Annotated in this window: 14 protein-coding genes and 1 other RNA gene; 2 read left to right on the plus strand and 13 right to left on the minus strand. The window is 40.5% G+C overall.

The annotated features are described in order from the left end of the window. Positions 1-22 precede the first annotated feature (22 nt). From HMPREF2637_RS00450 to HMPREF2637_RS00460, 3 genes are all read right to left on the minus strand, one after another. Positions 23-712, minus strand: a complete 690-nt coding sequence (locus tag HMPREF2637_RS00450; RefSeq protein WP_037598964.1) for a Bax inhibitor-1/YccA family protein — start codon at positions 710-712, stop codon at positions 23-25. 23 nt (positions 713-735) lie between these two features. Beyond that, complete coding sequence (locus HMPREF2637_RS00455; protein ID WP_002883682.1) at positions 736-1,239, minus strand: HD domain-containing protein; 504 nt, start codon at positions 1,237-1,239, stop codon at positions 736-738. A 101-nt stretch (positions 1,240-1,340) separates the two neighbouring features. Then, positions 1,341-2,078, minus strand: a complete 738-nt coding sequence (locus HMPREF2637_RS00460) for a TrmH family RNA methyltransferase (RefSeq protein WP_037598963.1) — start codon at positions 2,076-2,078, stop codon at positions 1,341-1,343. A 102-nt stretch (positions 2,079-2,180) separates the two neighbouring features. On the opposite strand from HMPREF2637_RS00460, the gene HMPREF2637_RS00465 reads away from it, so the two are divergent. Together HMPREF2637_RS00465 and yidC are read left to right on the plus strand one after the other, a co-directional pair. Continuing rightward, on the plus strand, positions 2,181-2,459 hold the full coding sequence (locus HMPREF2637_RS00465; RefSeq protein WP_037597401.1) for an acylphosphatase: 279 nt from the start codon (positions 2,181-2,183) through the stop codon (positions 2,457-2,459). Between the two features lie 86 nt (positions 2,460-2,545). Then, complete coding sequence (gene yidC / locus HMPREF2637_RS00470; protein ID WP_037598962.1) at positions 2,546-3,463, plus strand: membrane protein insertase YidC; 918 nt, start codon at positions 2,546-2,548, stop codon at positions 3,461-3,463. Positions 3,464-3,630: 167 nt separating this feature from the next. Here yidC and greA read toward each other — a convergent pair whose 3' ends face one another. The 10 genes from greA to gpsB all read right to left on the minus strand — a co-directional run bounded on the left by greA (position 3,631) and on the right by gpsB (position 16,289). Then, the gene (greA, locus tag HMPREF2637_RS00475) at positions 3,631-4,113 is read right to left on the minus strand and encodes a transcription elongation factor GreA (RefSeq protein ID WP_002883697.1); all 483 of its coding nucleotides are present in this window, start codon (positions 4,111-4,113) and stop codon (positions 3,631-3,633) included. An 84-nt stretch (positions 4,114-4,197) separates the two neighbouring features. Then, entirely contained in the window at positions 4,198-6,174 is a 1,977-nt protein-coding gene (mltG, locus tag HMPREF2637_RS00480) for an endolytic transglycosylase MltG (protein ID WP_070838889.1), read from the minus strand. Between the two features lie 96 nt (positions 6,175-6,270). Continuing rightward, positions 6,271-6,765, minus strand: coding sequence for a GNAT family N-acetyltransferase (locus HMPREF2637_RS00485; RefSeq protein WP_037598959.1), 495 nt, complete (start codon positions 6,763-6,765; stop codon positions 6,271-6,273). Positions 6,766-6,824: 59 nt separating this feature from the next. Then, positions 6,825-8,153: a UDP-N-acetylmuramate--L-alanine ligase gene (gene murC, locus HMPREF2637_RS00490; RefSeq protein ID WP_070838890.1), complete on the minus strand. Its 1,329-nt coding sequence runs from the start codon at positions 8,151-8,153 to the stop codon at positions 6,825-6,827. Positions 8,154-8,179: 26 nt separating this feature from the next. Then, the gene (locus HMPREF2637_RS00495) at positions 8,180-8,896 is read right to left on the minus strand and encodes a divisome accessory protein ZapJ (RefSeq protein WP_070838891.1); all 717 of its coding nucleotides are present in this window, start codon (positions 8,894-8,896) and stop codon (positions 8,180-8,182) included. A 155-nt stretch (positions 8,897-9,051) separates the two neighbouring features. Then, positions 9,052-12,147, minus strand: coding sequence for a pilus expression-regulating Snf2 family helicase (locus HMPREF2637_RS00500; protein WP_070838892.1), 3,096 nt, complete (start codon positions 12,145-12,147; stop codon positions 9,052-9,054). A gap of 105 nt (positions 12,148-12,252) precedes the next feature. Further along, on the minus strand, positions 12,253-14,262 hold the full coding sequence (locus HMPREF2637_RS00505) for a cell division site-positioning protein MapZ family protein (protein ID WP_070838893.1): 2,010 nt from the start codon (positions 14,260-14,262) through the stop codon (positions 12,253-12,255). A 2-nt stretch (positions 14,263-14,264) separates the two neighbouring features. Continuing rightward, entirely contained in the window at positions 14,265-15,431 is a 1,167-nt protein-coding gene (locus tag HMPREF2637_RS00510) for a THUMP domain-containing class I SAM-dependent RNA methyltransferase (protein ID WP_070838914.1), read from the minus strand. 142 nt (positions 15,432-15,573) lie between these two features. Next, positions 15,574-15,941: RNase P RNA component class B (gene rnpB / locus HMPREF2637_RS00515), an RNA gene on the minus strand. 15 nt (positions 15,942-15,956) lie between these two features. Further along, positions 15,957-16,289: a cell division regulator GpsB gene (gene gpsB / locus HMPREF2637_RS00520; RefSeq protein WP_004183742.1), complete on the minus strand. Its 333-nt coding sequence runs from the start codon at positions 16,287-16,289 to the stop codon at positions 15,957-15,959. Positions 16,290-16,390: the final 101 nt, after the last annotated feature.

Below are 16,390 nucleotides of genomic sequence, written 5' to 3' on the forward strand. Positions count from 1 at the left end.
GCCATCTGGCTGATTTTTTTTACTAATTACGTCTAGCAAAGAGTCGCAAGATATTCAAGAATAAGTTAATGAAATCCAAGTAAAGACTAAGTGCCATAGAAACTGCCCATCCATCTGTGACCTGACCATTGGTACCATAATAAACCTTCTTAATCATCTGGTTATCGTAGGCAATTAAACCTGAGAAAATAAGAATTGATACAATACTAATCACAAAACTCATCATGCTACTTGCAAAGAAAAAATTAATCAAGCTAGCCACAATAATCCCAATCAAGGCTGCCATAAGGAACTTGGCCATGCCTGATAGATCTCGCTTAATGGTAACTCCGATAAGTGCCATGATAAAGAAAACAATGGCAGTGCTAAGGAAAGCTTGGAAAACAATGGCTTGCGTATATTGTACGATGATAAAGCTAAGTGTAAATCCATTCAGAGCAGAATAAACCAAAAATAAAGGTAGAGCCGCAGGTGTATTCCTTCTTGCAGCACCGCTAGCCAAAAAGACCAAACCAAACTCTAAAAAGAGTGCCGCCATGTAAACCCAAGAATAATTCATGAGAATATTGACAAAAAGATGCGAAAGAGGGAAGAGCATCAGATAAGAGATGACTGCTGAAAGTCCCACTCCCATACCGACAAGACCATAAATCTTTCCGAAAAAGCGGTTCAAACCCGCATCACTAGTTGTATAAATTGCATTTGATTCCATAGTTATCTCCTAAAAATAATGAATTATTGGTGGTGGCTTTGTAGAGTCTTGCGACGGAAAAACTTACGATTTTTGATTCGGTTTCGTAAGGGTGTCGCTGCTTCTTTAACCGCCCAATACTTATCCACCATAGTAACAATATAAGATTCCTTATACTTCGGCGGCGCAATCGTTGCTCCCCACATATGCTTGAGAATAATATCCTCTTCTTTTTTGTTCAGATTAACAAGCTTTCTGGCATTACGAACAGCAATACGTGGATGTACCCAAGCATGACTCTTGTTAAATTTAGTCACTCGCCAATCATAATAGAAAAAGTCATGTAAGAGACCACCTCGAGCTGTACTCTTGGCATCCCAGCCAAATTTTTTAGCAATCTTATAGCTGGTGTAACTAACATTAACCGAGTGTTCTAAACGTGTCGAATGATGGTGCTGTACAATCCCATCCAATTTTTGAAAACGTGGATGAGAAATCAAATGTCCCACAACTTCCATGAATTCTTTATCATCTTCTGGTCGTTTCATAATAATACCTCATTAATGTTTCTAATGCTTCTTCATTATACCACTAGTACTTAAAATTACTTTAAAAGTCAGTTGTTTTCTCCTAAAATCATCCTTGAGACCTAGAGACTAAACATGAGAATTCCTGCTGCAACAGCAACATTCAGACTCTCCGCCTGACCTGGCATGCTAATATGTACGAGTTGATCAGCAGACTCAGCCATTTCCTGACTAATTCCCTGACCCTCATTTCCCATTACTAGGGCAAAATTGCCATCTGTCTTAACTGCTTTATAGTCAACGGAAACATCGGAAAGAGTCGTTGCTAAGACGGGTATACCTTGTTTTCTGCAAGCCTCAACCATGTCAAGAATTGGTCCACGATAGATTGGAAGGTGGAAATGACTTCCCTGCATAGAACGCAAGGTCTTCTGATTATAAATATCAGCTGATTTATCCGACAAAAAGACTCCGTCATAACCTGCGGCATCTGCTGTTCGAATCATTGTTCCTACATTACCAGGGTCCTGAACATCCTCCAAGAGCAGATATTTCCCTGAGAGAGACTTTGGCAAGGCTTGAGATTGTTTAGCAACTTCTACCACAATCCCTTGAGGTGTCTGAGTTTCACAGAGTTCCTTAAGCACCTCTGGACTAACCAACTTGACCTTAGACATATTAGCCACACGATCAGCCATTTCCTCAAGTACGAAAACTTGAAGAATCTCGGCACCGCTTGCCTTTGCTTCCTCAAAAAGATGCCATCCTTCTAAAAGATAGCTAGTTTTACGGTGCTTACGCTGCAATAATTTTCTAGCAGACTTAATGCTAGCATTTTGCTTTGATTGAATGATTTCCATACACTCATTATAGCAGAAATCCCCTGATAAATCTTGGACTTGACCGACTTTATAGCAAGGATTATACTAAAAGAAAGAGCTTTCAAAAGGAGGTCATGGACCATGCAAAAAGTACGATTATTAGTCTCAGGAAGAGTCCAAGGTGTTGGTTTTCGTTATTCAACCTATGCTCTAGCACTAGATATTGGAGATATATGCGGTCGGGTTTGGAATAACGACGACGGTACTGTTGAAATTCTAGCTCAGTCAGATAACCCTTCTAAGTTAGCTAAATTTATTCAAGAAGTTCGAAAGGGACCTTCAAAATGGTCTAAAGTAACCTATGTCGATGTGACCATGGCTAACTTCCCTAATTACAGCGATTTTCGCATGGCTAATTAAGGTTGGAGCTCCGTTTTTAACTTGTTCTCTTCCTTAAAAAAAGGTAAAATAGACAGGTATAACTAAAAAACAAAAGGAATGATATTGTGAATAAAAATCAAAAACGTCTAGCCCTGATGGGGCTTGCTGCCAGCATGCTTCTCTTTCTATCAGGATGTGTGAGCCTTGATAAGTCTGGTAATCCTACTGGTTGGGTTTGGAACCTACTTGGTCGCCCTATGAGCCACGTCATCACCTACTTCGCACATAATTTAAATCTGGGATTTGGTCTTGGCATTATCTTCGTAACCATCATTGTTCGTTTGATTATCTTGCCACTTGGTCTTCACCAATCTCGTAGCGCAGCCTACCAAGCAGCAAAACGTGAATACCTTGCGCCTATCTTAGAACCAATTAACGAACGTTTGCGCAACGCTGAAACTCAAGAAGAAAAAATGGCTGCCCAGTCTGAACTCATGCAAGCTCAGCGTGAAAACGGTCTAAGCTTGATGGGCGGTGTCGGCTGTCTTCCTCTATTGATTCAGTTCCCATTCTTCTCAGCACTCTACTATGCAGCACGTTACACTCCTGGTGTACTCAAGGATAACTTCCTCTGGTTTAACCTTGGTCACCGTGACTTCCCATTGATTATCATCATCGCAGCGCTTTACTACTTCCAATCTTGGTTGTCTATTCAACAAGTTCCTGAAGAACAACGTAAACAAATGGCAGCGACGATGTACAGTATGCCAATCATGATGATCTTCTTTGGTATTAGCTCACCTGCAGCTGTAATCCTCTACTGGTTCGTTGGTGGTATCTTCTCTATTATCCAACAGTTGATTACCAACTACATCATCAAACCTCGCTTAAAAGAAAAAGTTGCTGAAGAGTTTAAAAAGAACCCTCCAAAAGCACCTCGTACAACACCAAGCAAGCGTAAAGATGTGACACCAAAAAATACTCAAGCAATTGCGAGCAAACCAAAGAAAAACCGTAACGCCGGTAAGCAAAATCGTAAATAAGCTACAAAGCACTCTTGGAATTTTCCAAAAGTGCTTTTCTTATAAACTAATCCAGACTAACCTAATTCCTGATAGCGCCAACAACCAAAAAAGGAGTGCGACAGAACAACTGTTTTGTCTCACTCCCACTAGTTTCAAATATTGAACACCTTAATTCCAACAGTCGCTTAGGCTGTTTTTTCTACACTAAGGATTTCCACAGAGTAGCTACCTGCTGGTGATTCGATAGCGACTTTGTCGCCAACTTTCTTACCAATCAAGGCTTGAGCAATCGGGCTTTCATTTGAAATCTTACCTGAGAAGATATCAGCACCGGCTGCACCAACGATATGATAAGTATCTTTGTCGTTTGTACCAACTTCTTGAACAACAACAGTTTTACCAATTGCAACCTCGTCATTAGCAACAGCATCACTATCAACGATTTCCGCATAACGAATTTTTGTTTCAAGAATCTGAATTTGTCCTTCAACAAAGGCTTGTTCGTCTTTGGCTGCTTCATACTCAGAGTTTTCTGAAAGGTCACCATAAGAACGAGCAATCTTAATACGTTCTACAACTTCTGGACGACGGACGAGTTTGTATTCCTCCAATTCCGCTTCAAGTTGTTCTTTCTCCGCTTGTGTCATTACATATGTTTTTTCTGCCATTTTTTTCTCTTTCCTATTTTTTGAGCCCTTGGCTTTATTTTCAAAATCACTCTTTGTTTGCTTGATTTTAATGAGCCAATCAGACTATTTATCTTTTAGTTTGCTATTAATGTAAGTTTCAACGTTATGCTGATGCTCTTCATAGCTTTCAGCAAAATAGACATTACCAGTAGTTACATCTGCCACAAAGTACATGTACTTGGTTGATGATGGATTGATAACCGCTTCAATCGCAGACAGACTAGGGCTGTCCACAGGACCTGGCATCAACCCCTTATGAACATAATCATTATAAGGGGAGTCAATGTTTGTGTCAATAGTTGCATCTTCTTTCAAGGTCGTTTCCTGACCAAGTTTTCCAAGAGCATAAAGAACTGCAATATTACTTTGTAGAGCCATGTCTGAGTTAAGACGATTATAGAAGACGCTCGCAATATTTTTACGGTCGTCATCTGTAGCTCCTTCTTTTTCCACAAGAGAAGCTAGGGTCAAAATCTCATTAACATTGTGTCCGCTCGATGAAATCGTCGCATAGTAAGGTGATAGGTAGGTATCCATCGTAGACAACATTTCCTCTGCCAAAGATTCCACCGTCGTATCATCATGAATGTTATAAGTCGCTGGGAACAGATAGCCCTCTAGGACATACTTAGCATCCGTAGAATTCGGAAGGTTTGCCAACAAGGTTGGGTACTTCGCTTTCATCTTAGTAATGAAAGCATCATCCTTCATCAGCTTCAAGAAATCTTTTGCCTTAAGTCCAGTTGATGTATTTTTGCCTTTTTTCGCTGAGGAATTAACTTCAACTGCCTTAGCAATTTGATCAATGGTGTATCCTTCTTTGACCAAGACCGTACCAAGAGATGGCTCCTGAGGCTTATCACTTCCTTTTTTCTGAAGTGCCTCAATAATTTCATCCATGGTCATGCTAGCCTGAAGGTTGTAATAACCACTTTTCAGATTTGAGATGTTCTTAAACTTGGTATAGTAATTAAAGACCTTACCAGACTTAATGACACCAGCTGATTCCAATAGTTGACCAATATAACTGCTACCTGAATTTTCAGGAATTTCAACACTAACAAACTTAGTTGAATTAACATCTTTTGCGCCAACAGCATCACTAACATAACGATAACCAAAGAATGCAGCTACTGACAAGATAAGTAGCAAGAAGATAATAATATTTCTTGCAATTTTACCAGCACGACGGTTATTTTTATTGCGTTTGTGATTTCGGTTAGAACGTGAAATCGGCTCTTCGTCGACAATGTCAGCCTGTTTAACATCTTTTGGCAAAGACTTTTTCTTCTTCACTTTCTTACCTTTCTTTTTCTTAGGTTTTCCAGAGGGTTCTAGAGAAATACTCTCATCATCCTCATTACCATCAGCCACTATCTCTGATTGAACCTTTTCTTGCGACGCTTGGTCACTTGTTGCATGATGTTCCTGCAAGAATGCTTCTTTTTGACGTTCTGAGGTCAATTTGGCCTCCAATTCTTTAGGGTCTGTATAAATAGCTTCGTTAGACTTAGCTTCAATGAGCTCCTTGGCAACATCTGCAGGAATATACTCCTCTTCAGATGCTTCGTTAAGGCTAGTTTCCCAAACCGGACGTTTAAAACGGCGTTTCGACGTTTCAGTCTCCTGAGGAATATTTACCTTTCTCTCCTCCTCAATAGGTTCTTTAGAAATAGACGCTTCATTTGAATGAGCATCAGACACTAAAGACTCAGCTTGAGAAACAGAAAACAAGCCAACACTATCTTGTTGAGAATCTTGAGCTGTCTCAGAAGTCATAGATTTAGCGAAAGCACTGTGAGAAACAGAATGTGAACTAAAATCTTGGTTACTTACTTTATTGGACGCTGATGTACTATGTGTTGTAGCGCTCTCAGCTGACGTTGAACGTGGTGTCTCGGGCATAGTTGCACTTTTATTATGCTCCTCCTCGCGAAGAGAACGGAGCCGTGTTGCTTCTTGTAAATCTCGAAGAATCTGATCTTTAAAGCTTAGGCTATCTTCAGCAGATTCCGAGTGTTCATTAAACTTGTCCGTCAAGGCATACCTCCTCTATAGTAACAAACGCCATTATATCTTAAAAAGTCAGTTAATGCAAATCAATTGGTCCTTTGTCACAGTAACGTAACACTGAATTCAATGGGTTTCTGGATTCTCCCAAACCATATTATACCAAGTGCTACCGCCATGATTTGATTCTGATTCTCCTTCATCAGTGAAACCATTCATCTCATAATAGGCAATCAGGTAATCATGGCAAGTCAAACTAATACCTTGGCGTTTTTGGGCGATAGCCAGATCCTTAAGCGCTGCAATCAAGGCTGTACCAATCCCTTGCCCTTTAAAGTCTTTGGAGATAGACAAACTAGTAACTGCAATAAAGCCTCCTTGACTAGCATTAGGAACCACCCTATGGAACAAGTCATCTGTAAGATAACGTTCCGCAATCACAGGCCCTTCAATGTAGCCAGCTACAACGCCATCAATTTCAGCAATTAGAAAGGTATCACAAATCGTCTTTAAACGCTCCGCAATAGCCTCTGGAGTTGCAGCCTCTTCAGGTGAAAAATTATCTTGTTCGATACGGGCAACATCAGCCCAATCATCCTCTCGGGCATGTCGAATAAGCATACTAAATTCCTTTCTATTAAGAGAAAGAGCTGAGCGAAATCGCTACAGCCCTTAATATATTACATGTGTGTTTGCAAGCTTGCTAGGAGCTCTTCAAACGAGCGTTCGTAAAGTTGGATGTCCCCAGCTCCCATAAAGACATAAACAGCATTGTCATGATCAAGGAGAGGTGAGACATTTTCAACTGTAACCACTTTGGCCGGTTTATTGATCTTAGCAGCAAGATCTTCAACCTTAACATCACCATGGTCAACTTCACGCGCTGAACCATAGATTTGCGCCAAATAAACAGCATCTGCTTCGTTCAAAGCTTCAGCAAATTCATCAAGAAGAGCAATGGTACGTGTGAAGGTATGTGGTTGGAAAATAGCAACAATCTCTTTAGATGGGTACTTTTGGCGTGCTGCATCAAGCGTTGCAATAATTTCAGTTGGATGGTGAGCAAAGTCATCGATGACAACAGTACCACTGATAATTTTTTCTGTGAAACGACGTTTAACACCTGAGAAAGTTTTAAGGTGTTCTGCAACCAAGTCCATGTCGAAACCAGCTACATAGAGGGTCCCAATAACCGCAGTTGCATTCAAGATATTGTGACGACCATAGGCTGGCACATGGAATTCTCCAAGGATTTGTCCATCATGTTTCACCTTAAAATTAGACCCTGTCGTTGTACGCACAATGTCTGTTGCTATAAAGTCATCATTTTCTTCGAAACCATAGTAATAGATTGGCGCATTGGCTGTAATCTTACGAAGGTGTGGATCCTCACCGTAAACAAAGAGTCCTTTTTGCACTTGCTTAGCATAGTCATCAAAGGCAGAGAACACATCATCGATACTTGTAAAGTAATCAGGATGGTCAAAGTCAATGTTAGTGATGATTGAGTATGCTGGGTGGTATGGCATGAAATGACGTTCATATTCATCAGACTCAAAGACAAAGTATTGTGCATTAGCAGAACCTCGTCCAGTTCCGTCACCGATAAGGTATGACGTGTCGGTGATATTTTTCATAACATGTGACAAGAGACCTGTTGTAGAAGTCTTACCATGTGCACCTGCCACACCAAAGCTAGTGAATTGATCCATGAAGTGACCCAAGAACTCGTGATAACGCTTAAAGCTGTAGCCATTTTTAATTGCATAAGCAACTTCAACGTTGTTATCTTCACGAAAGGCATTTCCAGCAATCAATTCAACATCTTCTGTGATGTTTTTTTCATCGAAAGGAAGAATAGGGATACCTGCTTGCTCAAGACCACGTTGAGTGAAGTAATATTTTTCCACATCTGAACCTTGAACCTTGTGTCCCATTTGGTGGAGCATCAAAGCCAAAGCTGACATACCAGATCCTTTAATTCCAATAAAATGATAAGTTTTTGACATAGTTTCTCCTTACAATCGCACTGCGATTAGTTTGCGTCTTCTAAATGCGTCAAATTTAATTCTTGAGCAACTCGGTGTTCACGGTAAGTTTGACGTTCTGGGTAATTATAAACCTGGCTACGTTTCAAGAAGTCATAGCTATTTTTCTTGACCTTCTTACGAGATGGGTTACTAGGCTGTTGATAGGTTGGAGCCACTTCTGCCAAGATGTAAGAATCTTGTTGCAGACGATTTGCCAAGTGATGGATCTTTGAGTGCTTCCCATTAGGTGCTAAAGTTCGCTTGATAGCACTTACAGGAGCTCCCAAGATAGAGGCTGTCACTGGTCCTTTATCCGTTGTTACAGCAGCTGGCTCAACAGTAGCCTCAAAGCTTGGTTTAGCTTCTACCTTAGGCTTAGCAGTCAGTTGACGGCTATTAGTATGTTTGGTTTGTTGAACTTCTTGGCGGAGGAATTTTTGGCGTTTCTCACGTACATCACGCTTAGCCTTTTCACGCGCTTCCTCAGCATAAGTCATGCCAGCCTCTTGTGTCTCCACTCGTTTTGGAGCCTGCTTACGATTGCTAGGCTTAGCTGACAAGAAATCATAGTTCGGCAACAAATCATTGTAGTCCTTATCTTGGTAAGGGCCACGGATATTTGTGATTAAATCTTCATTTTCGTATAGGCGCATAGAGACCGGTTCTTGCAAGCAAGGTTCCCCGTCTGGAATCAGCGGAAATTGTCGTCTTTGGCGATGCATAAAAGACTTCCTTTCATTTTCGAGATGATGCGTATCTTAATATAAATAATCGGGAATGGGAAGATACGTCTTGCAATATTCTATTATAGCCTAATTCAAAAGATTTGCCTAGTAGCATTTTTACCTCTTAGTATTTCAATATCAAATATAACAAATTAAGATATTGCAATACCAAGAATTTCTTTAATATCCTCAACGGTCATGCTGGCACGGCTTTCATTGCCATCCAAGACGGTTGTTACCAGGTTTTTCTTGCCTTCTTGAAGCTCAAGAATTTTCTCTTCAATAGTCCCTCTTGTAATCAAACGGTAAACTTCGACATTTTGTTCCTGACCTATACGATGCGCACGACTAATAGCCTGCATTTCTACCGCTGGATTCCACCAAAGGTCAATCAGAATAACCGTATCAGCACCAGTTAGATTCAGTCCCACTCCTCCTGCTTTTAGAGAAATCAAAAAGGCATCTCGACTTCCTTGATTGAAGGCTCTGGTCATCTCTTGACGACTATCAGATGGCGTTGACCCTATTAGCTTATAAGAGGAAATACCTAATTCTTGTAAGAGCCCCTCTGTAATATCTAACATCCCACGAAATTGTGAAAAGATAAGAACACGGTGGTCTGATTCCTTAATTTGACTAAGCAACTCTCTTAGGCTATCTAATTTTCCGCTATCTCCAGCATAGTCCATAAAAAGAGCTGGGGTATCACAGATTTGTCGTAAGCGGGTAATTCCTGACAAAATTTCCACCTTACGACGGTTGATTTCCTGATCACTTGCAGAAATTAAACCTTGCTGCATCTGTTGCAATTGCGCTAAATAGATAGCTTTTTGAGCATCTGACAATTCACTTTGGTGAGTGATTTCAATCAAATCTGGTAAATCAGGAAGGACCTCTTCTTTCCTACGTCTTAGAATAAAGGGAGAAATATACCTAGCCACTTCCTTTGGTGTTAACTTAAGGAAAGTTTTCTTAGCCGGTAAAAGTCCTGGTAGAATAATTTGGAAAATAGACCAAATCTCCAACAAATGATTTTCAATAGGCGTTCCAGATAGTGCTAAGCAATGTGGAACAGAAAAATCACGTAGATATTGGGCAATCTTTGTCTGTGTATTCTTCATGACCTGAGCCTCATCAAGAATGAGATAGTCATATTTACCAGCCTTATAGGCATCAAAATCCTGACGGAAGGAAGCGTAGCTTGTAATAATAATCTGGTGGTCTTCAGCAATGATGTCATCACGTCTTGGCTTGAGTCCATAAGAAACCGCTACATCTAACTGAGGAGCGAACTTTTTAAACTCATCCTGCCAATTGTAAATCAGGCTTGATGGTGACAAAACCAAGACTCGTTGCTCTTCTTCTAAATGTGCAGAGAGATAGGCAATGGTCTGCAAGGTTTTCCCCAACCCCATATCATCGGCCAAGATACCGCCAAAACCATAGTGATGCAACATAGATAGCCACTGAACACCCTTTTCCTGGTAGGGACGAAGGTCAGCTTCTACCTTATAAGTTGGCAAATCAAAGGTCTCTGGTTTACTCAAATGTTGCGTTAAGAGTTGGAAATCTTTTGAAAAACGAACAGAATCACTTTCTGAAAGAGCATCCATTAATTGATAGGCAGTCAATTGATTTAGTTCTAGGTGACCTTGCCCTGAATATCGAGCTCTTAGAGTTTTGAGACTCTCACTAATACGATGCGTCGCTTCGTCAAAAACAATCAACTGACCACTACGATTGATAAAATAGGGCGAACTTTCCATCAAAGCTGCTAAAGCATGATCCACATCTTCATCGTCAAGACTTGAAAAATCAAAGGAAATATCTAATAAATTCCCCTGACGCTCTACCTGAACCTGTGGACTCTGTTCAACCCGTAAGTCACGCAACTCCTGCCCAATCAGAACCGTCCCTGTATTTTCAAATTCTGGTAGAGTATTCGTAAAGAAATCATAGAGCTCTTGACTGCTACTTAATCGTTTAGATGACTGAAAATCAGGGGTGAATTCATGCTTAGCCATCAAACGGAAAACAGCCTGCTCATGACGATAGTTACTCGTAAATCCTAAATGACTCAACTCTTGTCGATTATGGACTAGGAAACCATCAAAATCAAAGGCTAATGTAAGTATAACCTCACTGTCACCTTTCAGGTCAAAGTGAAATCTCGGTGTAAAATCCTTGATATTAAAGGCTTTAGGAGCTTTAACTGGTCCCATAGTCCTAAAATCAAAAAGACTAGCAGCCAAGATGGCTTGTTCATCAAGATTAAAGCTGACATGCTTATTCAAATCGCTTCCGATTGGAAGAGAGCGTAAACCAACCAAAAGTTTTTGTTGTTTTCGATTCAAGCGATAAAAAACACCTTGATAAAAGAGAATACGATTATTAAAAAAGGCCTGACTATTCTTCTCAGCAACAGTCAATTCAATCATCTTAGGCTCGACAGAAATATCAAACGAGAAGAGATGGGAATCAGCAGTCAAATCCTCAACCAAAAGTCGGTGATATTCGGTTCCTTCCCATTCAAACCTAAAGCCATCCAAATCTTGCATCCGTCTCAAACCTTCCTCAAAAAAACCGTAGGGGAGACAAAGATGACGTGCATTATTCGGTAAAATAAAGTCTAAATTAATCTTGGCTTCATCTGGAATCATCCGTCCTAAGAAGTCTAAAAATGCCTGTGAAGCCTGATCAAATTGAATAAGCGATAGGGGTTCATAATAGTTCTTACCTATCTGATAATAACCCTCAGCCTCTACAAGTTTGAGAAAGGCAGGAATATCTCGAATAACATAAGAACGTTCATCTGGTAAGCGACGTAAACGTATACTCCACCAAATCTCTGAACCAAAGGTAGATTCCTCTCCCTCTACCATCAAGCTATATCTAACAGTATCATCCTCATTTAGGGAAAGGCCTTCTAAAAATAAACCACCAAAAGAGTGTCCTCGCTCTTGTCCCTGAGAGGACTCTTGTTCCTCTTCCAATTCTGCCAATAGACGCTGGCCTTCTTTATCGTTTTTTAGATAATACTCAATCGCTGCTAAATGGGGACAATAGCCTTTTTGAGCGAAATAATCACAGTCACACGTGATTTCAGAATCATTGAGTGTATAAATTAAATGATGTTGGTCAACTGTTGTATCCAACTGAGTTTCTGAGACCTGATGAATGGTAATGAGATCCTTTTCAAAAAGTTCAATACCCTCATTACGGACTCTACCCGGCATCAATTTTGCCATAGTATTCACCCCTATCTTATCCCTCTATTATAGCACAAAATCCTTATAAACTAGGCCTTCACCAAGATAAAACAAAAAACACTCCCGAAGGAGTGTCGCAGATTATTATTCGTAATCAAGTTTATCTGAGTGACCTGAACCATTACCAACATAGTAACCTGTCTTACAGTTAATACTGAAGAGGTAAGTTCCATCTGGAAGGTACAAGTTGTAGTAACCATTACCATTGATGATGTTGACTGGCTCAAGGATGAAGTTATCTCCTGAGAAGTAACCACGTGAGTGTGATGTTTCGATAATCTTATCAAGAACACCATCAGCCCATGTCCAAGCTGGGTTACTTGTATCTGCTACTACGTTTGCATTATAAGGCACACGTGAGCGATTACGTTGAAGGATTGATGGGTTATAATTTGTGATTCCGCGTGTTACAACTGTTGAAGCTGCAGCTGAGCCACCAGTAGTTCCTCCAGTCGCACCAGTTGAACCTGCTGAATCTGCTGAATTAGCTGCTCCATTTTGCGCTCCAGAAGTATTTGATGCGGCCGCACCATCACCATTAGAAGCTGCTCCAGATGTGTTATCACCTGAAGGTGCAGCAGGACTAGCAGTATTGGCGCTGGCAGCAGCTGTCGCTGCAGATGTTGCGCTCGCAGCCTTAGCTTTTTCTTCAAGCTGAGTCTTACCACCCTTAATAGCTTCTTGGACAGTGCTGTCGAGACTCGCATTTCCAGTTGTTGTTACACTTTCTGGAAGATTATTAAAGTTAGCATCTGATTTAACAGCAATAGAGGCATTATAGCTACCATCTACAAGAGCATCTGACTCAAACTGACTGTTAATCTTTTGTACAGCTTCAATTTGTTTCTTCAAGTTATCATATTTTTTCTTAGCTGCATCATAATACTTGGTTTTCTCCAATTTCTTGAGCAGTTTTTCCAAATCTGATAACTTACCAAATTGATCATTAGCGAGTTTCGTTTGCTCGTCATCTGTGAAGAAATTCTTATACATTTCTTCAAAGGCCTTATTATCAGCAGCTGACGTATCCTTGCTTGATGATGATGTCACTGCTGAAGAAGCTGTGCTTGTTGTTTTCGCCGATTGGCTATGTGTTCCTTTATAAAGAGCATAGCTACCACCGATAATAGCTAAAGCAAGAACTGCTAGAGCACCGATAACAACACCTTTACGACGGTAAACTGGAATGTCACCATCAAAGGCACTCTTATGCGATGGTGAAACAGACTCTGAAGAGATTCTGTCTTCTGCAGATGGGCGATTAACTGCCATAGACACTTTTGGTGTTGTCTTTTCTTCATCAGCTTTTACTCCAGTTACCCCTGCCACTGTTGATGCAATAGCTGCCAAATCAATAGTGTCTGAAATAGTAACATCATCCAACAAAGGTTTTGAAGCTTGTGGCTCAGTACCGTCAATATTGGCAACATTGGCAACAGCAGGATTTTGTGGTTCTGGATCATCAATGTTAGCAATCAAAGGATTGTTATCATCAATATTATCTACCAATGCATCGTTATAGGCTGGCTGATTAGTTGAAGTAGATGAATCAGCGAGTGCATCACCAAGGTCAAATTTTTCTGTTTCTGACGTGATGAAACGATCAGCATTTGTTGACGTAATGATAACTTCAGAACTTTGACTTTCTGGTTCTGCAATAACCTCAGGTTCAACAGGGGCATTTGGCAACTGCTTGTCAATATGAGATTGAGTTTCATCAGCCTTGTTATCTGTAGCACCAAAACCAAATGTGACCGGTGTTACTTCTTCAGTAGCTGTTGTTGAGTTGATTGACTCATTAGCCATTGATTGACCAATCAAACCTGAATCCGCAAACTCCTGACGTTGCTTTTGAATAAAAGCATCCAAAGGTGATGTGTCGCCGTCAGCTTCAATTTTCTTTGAAAATTTTTGTGAGGCAACTTCTTCGCGGTGTTGCTTGATATACTTATCCAAAATGCTATCTGTTTCTGTTACACCAGCATTAATCTCGGCTTCTTTTCGGACAGCCTCACCGACCGTCATTTCCTTGGCATCTTGGAAATCTAGCTCTTGGCTACCTTCATAGCCATTTTGTGTTTTATCTTCTGACACGTTTAATTTACCTTTCTAGCCTCAGAACGGCGAACACGCTCTCCAAAATATTGATATAAATCAACACGGAGGGTTCCGTTATAAAGCTTACGTTTTTTATCGGCTTTCATACCGTATTTGCTTTCAAATTGTTCATCGCTGGTCAAGATAAACTTGCTCCAAGTTTTAAGTGGCGCAAAAGTTTGACCCATTTCATTATACAAGATATCCACAGCCTTGTCATCCAACAAACGCTCACCATAAGGAGGGTTTGAAATAATGACACCATTGATTTTATCTGTTTTCAGGTCCTGTAAACGCATTTGTTTCAATTTAATAACATCTTCAAGACCTGCCTCACGAGCATTGGCTTTTGCAATTTCAACCATACGGCCATCAATATCACAACCCATAATATCTAATTCAATATCGTAGTTTGCCTTGCTATCTGCTTCATCACGTATCGACTGTACTAAATCCTTATCCACCCAATTCCATGCTTCAAAGGCAAAATCACGATTAAATCCTGGTGCAATGTTCATGCCAATCATTGCAGCCTCAATACAGAAGGTCCCTGAACCACAAGTCGGGTCAATCAATGGTTTATCCGGATACCAATTACTAAGTTCAAGGATAGCAGCCGCCATATTTTCTTTAATCGGTGCTCCACCTTTATCAGTACGGTAGCCACGCTTAAAGAGACTAGCACCTGTGGTATCAATCAAAACCGTAGCCTTATCCTTCAAAATAGAGACTTCAATCTTAAATTCCGCTCCTGTTTCTTGGAGAGGCACTCCTTCTGGACGGTGGAAATACTTCTGCAATTTCTTAACGACAGCTTTTTTTGAAATCGCCTGAACAGATGGCTCATTATGAAGCTTTGATTTAACACATTTAGCCTTAGAAATTGGAAACTTTGCACCTAGCGCAAGATAATTTTCCCAGTCTAAAGCAAAAACTCCCTGAAAGAGTTCCTCAAAGGTACGTGCTGGAAATTCACCCACTACAATCTTGATACGATCTGCTGCTCTCAACCAAAGGTTGGTTTCAGCAATTGCACGAACACCACCTTGGAAACGCACCTTACCATTTTCAACCTGCGTGTCATAACCTAACTCACGCAATTCACGTCCAACCACAGCCTCAAGACCTGCTGCTGCAGTTGCTACTAATGTAAATGTTTCTTTCATTGTCATCCTTTTATCTCATTGTTACGCGTACAAACTTTCTTAACCGATAGCTTATTTCCCACTCTTTTCTTTAAATATAAAAGAGAGAATTCTTGCTAAAAGAAGGCTGAGACATGCGTCTCAGCCTCACCTATATGCAATTTTCTATAAGCCATGTTTTGTTCCAGAAGTGACTAGGCACCACTTCCTTCGATAATCATCTGTCTACTGCAAAGCAGTCAGGATGGTCCGTTCGTTTCCAGCCATCCCATGCCCCTACCAAAGTTTGGGTTGCTAGCTTGAGGGGTTTACCGCGTTCCACTTTTTAGGTTTCCCTAAAAACTCCGTCACTGTGGCACTTTCAGAGCTACTAAGACCTATCCAACGACTTAGCCGGTTCACTCGCCGTAACTTGAGAATCAAGTCCCTAGGCTTATTGATTCACCTAGCACAAACACTACTGGCATCACAGCCAGTGCTAGCATGGACTTTCCTCATGGAAGACTAACAACCATGCGATTATCCAAAAATTGCACAAAACCAGAGTTATTCGACAATTTGTTTTCCAAAGACTTCTTTTTCCAAACGACTGATACGTTTTAAAATATCGTAGTTTGAAGATGAAGCTACATTGGCAGTGGCACGCGATGGTTCACTTGTTGTACTTGCATAAGCTGAACGACTCGCAGGAGCAGCTGAGGCTTTAGCCTTCAATTTTGCATTTTCCTCTTGCAGTTCCTTAACCAGTGCAATATAAACACCATAGTCTTTGATGACATCATCTAGAAATTCATCAACTTCTTTTTTATCGTACCCACGCATACTAGTTTTAAATTCTTGTTCGTAGATTTTCTTGGGCGTTAAATTAATTTTAGCCATGATACTCTCCAATACTTGTCTTATCTAACTTACTAATACTTTACTGTCTAATGTTTTTATGATACAGAAAAAATAATAAAATTGCAAGCTTAAAAAACAAT

The sequence above is a fragment of the Streptococcus sp. HMSC065H07 genome, assembly GCF_001837325.1.
Lineage (GTDB): Bacteria > Bacillota > Bacilli > Lactobacillales > Streptococcaceae > Streptococcus > Streptococcus salivarius_H.

What these genes read in the sequence shown, in the direction of transcription:
- HMPREF2637_RS00455 (WP_002883682.1), bottom strand. Translation starts at nt 1,239, where the DNA reads ATGAAACGACCAGAAGATGATAAAGAATTCATGGAAGTTGTGGGACAT.
- HMPREF2637_RS00460 (WP_037598963.1), bottom strand. Translation starts at nt 2,078, where the DNA reads ATGGAAATCATTCAATCAAAGCAAAATGCTAGCATTAAGTCTGCTAGA.
- gpsB (WP_004183742.1), bottom strand. Translation starts at nt 16,289, where the DNA reads ATGGCTAAAATTAATTTAACGCCCAAGAAAATCTACGAACAAGAATTT.
- HMPREF2637_RS00495 (WP_070838891.1), bottom strand. Translation starts at nt 8,896, where the DNA reads ATGCATCGCCAAAGACGACAATTTCCGCTGATTCCAGACGGGGAACCT.
- murC (WP_070838890.1), bottom strand. Translation starts at nt 8,153, where the DNA reads ATGTCAAAAACTTATCATTTTATTGGAATTAAAGGATCTGGTATGTCA.
- HMPREF2637_RS00450 (WP_037598964.1), bottom strand. Translation starts at nt 712, where the DNA reads ATGGAATCAAATGCAATTTATACAACTAGTGATGCGGGTTTGAACCGC.
- HMPREF2637_RS00485 (WP_037598959.1), bottom strand. Translation starts at nt 6,765, where the DNA reads ATGCTTATTCGACATGCCCGAGAGGATGATTGGGCTGATGTTGCCCGT.
- HMPREF2637_RS00465 (WP_037597401.1), top strand. Translation starts at nt 2,181, where the DNA reads ATGCAAAAAGTACGATTATTAGTCTCAGGAAGAGTCCAAGGTGTTGGT.
- greA (WP_002883697.1), bottom strand. Translation starts at nt 4,113, where the DNA reads ATGGCAGAAAAAACATATGTAATGACACAAGCGGAGAAAGAACAACTT.
- HMPREF2637_RS00510 (WP_070838914.1), bottom strand. Translation starts at nt 15,431, where the DNA reads ATGAAAGAAACATTTACATTAGTAGCAACTGCAGCAGCAGGTCTTGAG.
- HMPREF2637_RS00500 (WP_070838892.1), bottom strand. Translation starts at nt 12,147, where the DNA reads ATGGCAAAATTGATGCCGGGTAGAGTCCGTAATGAGGGTATTGAACTT.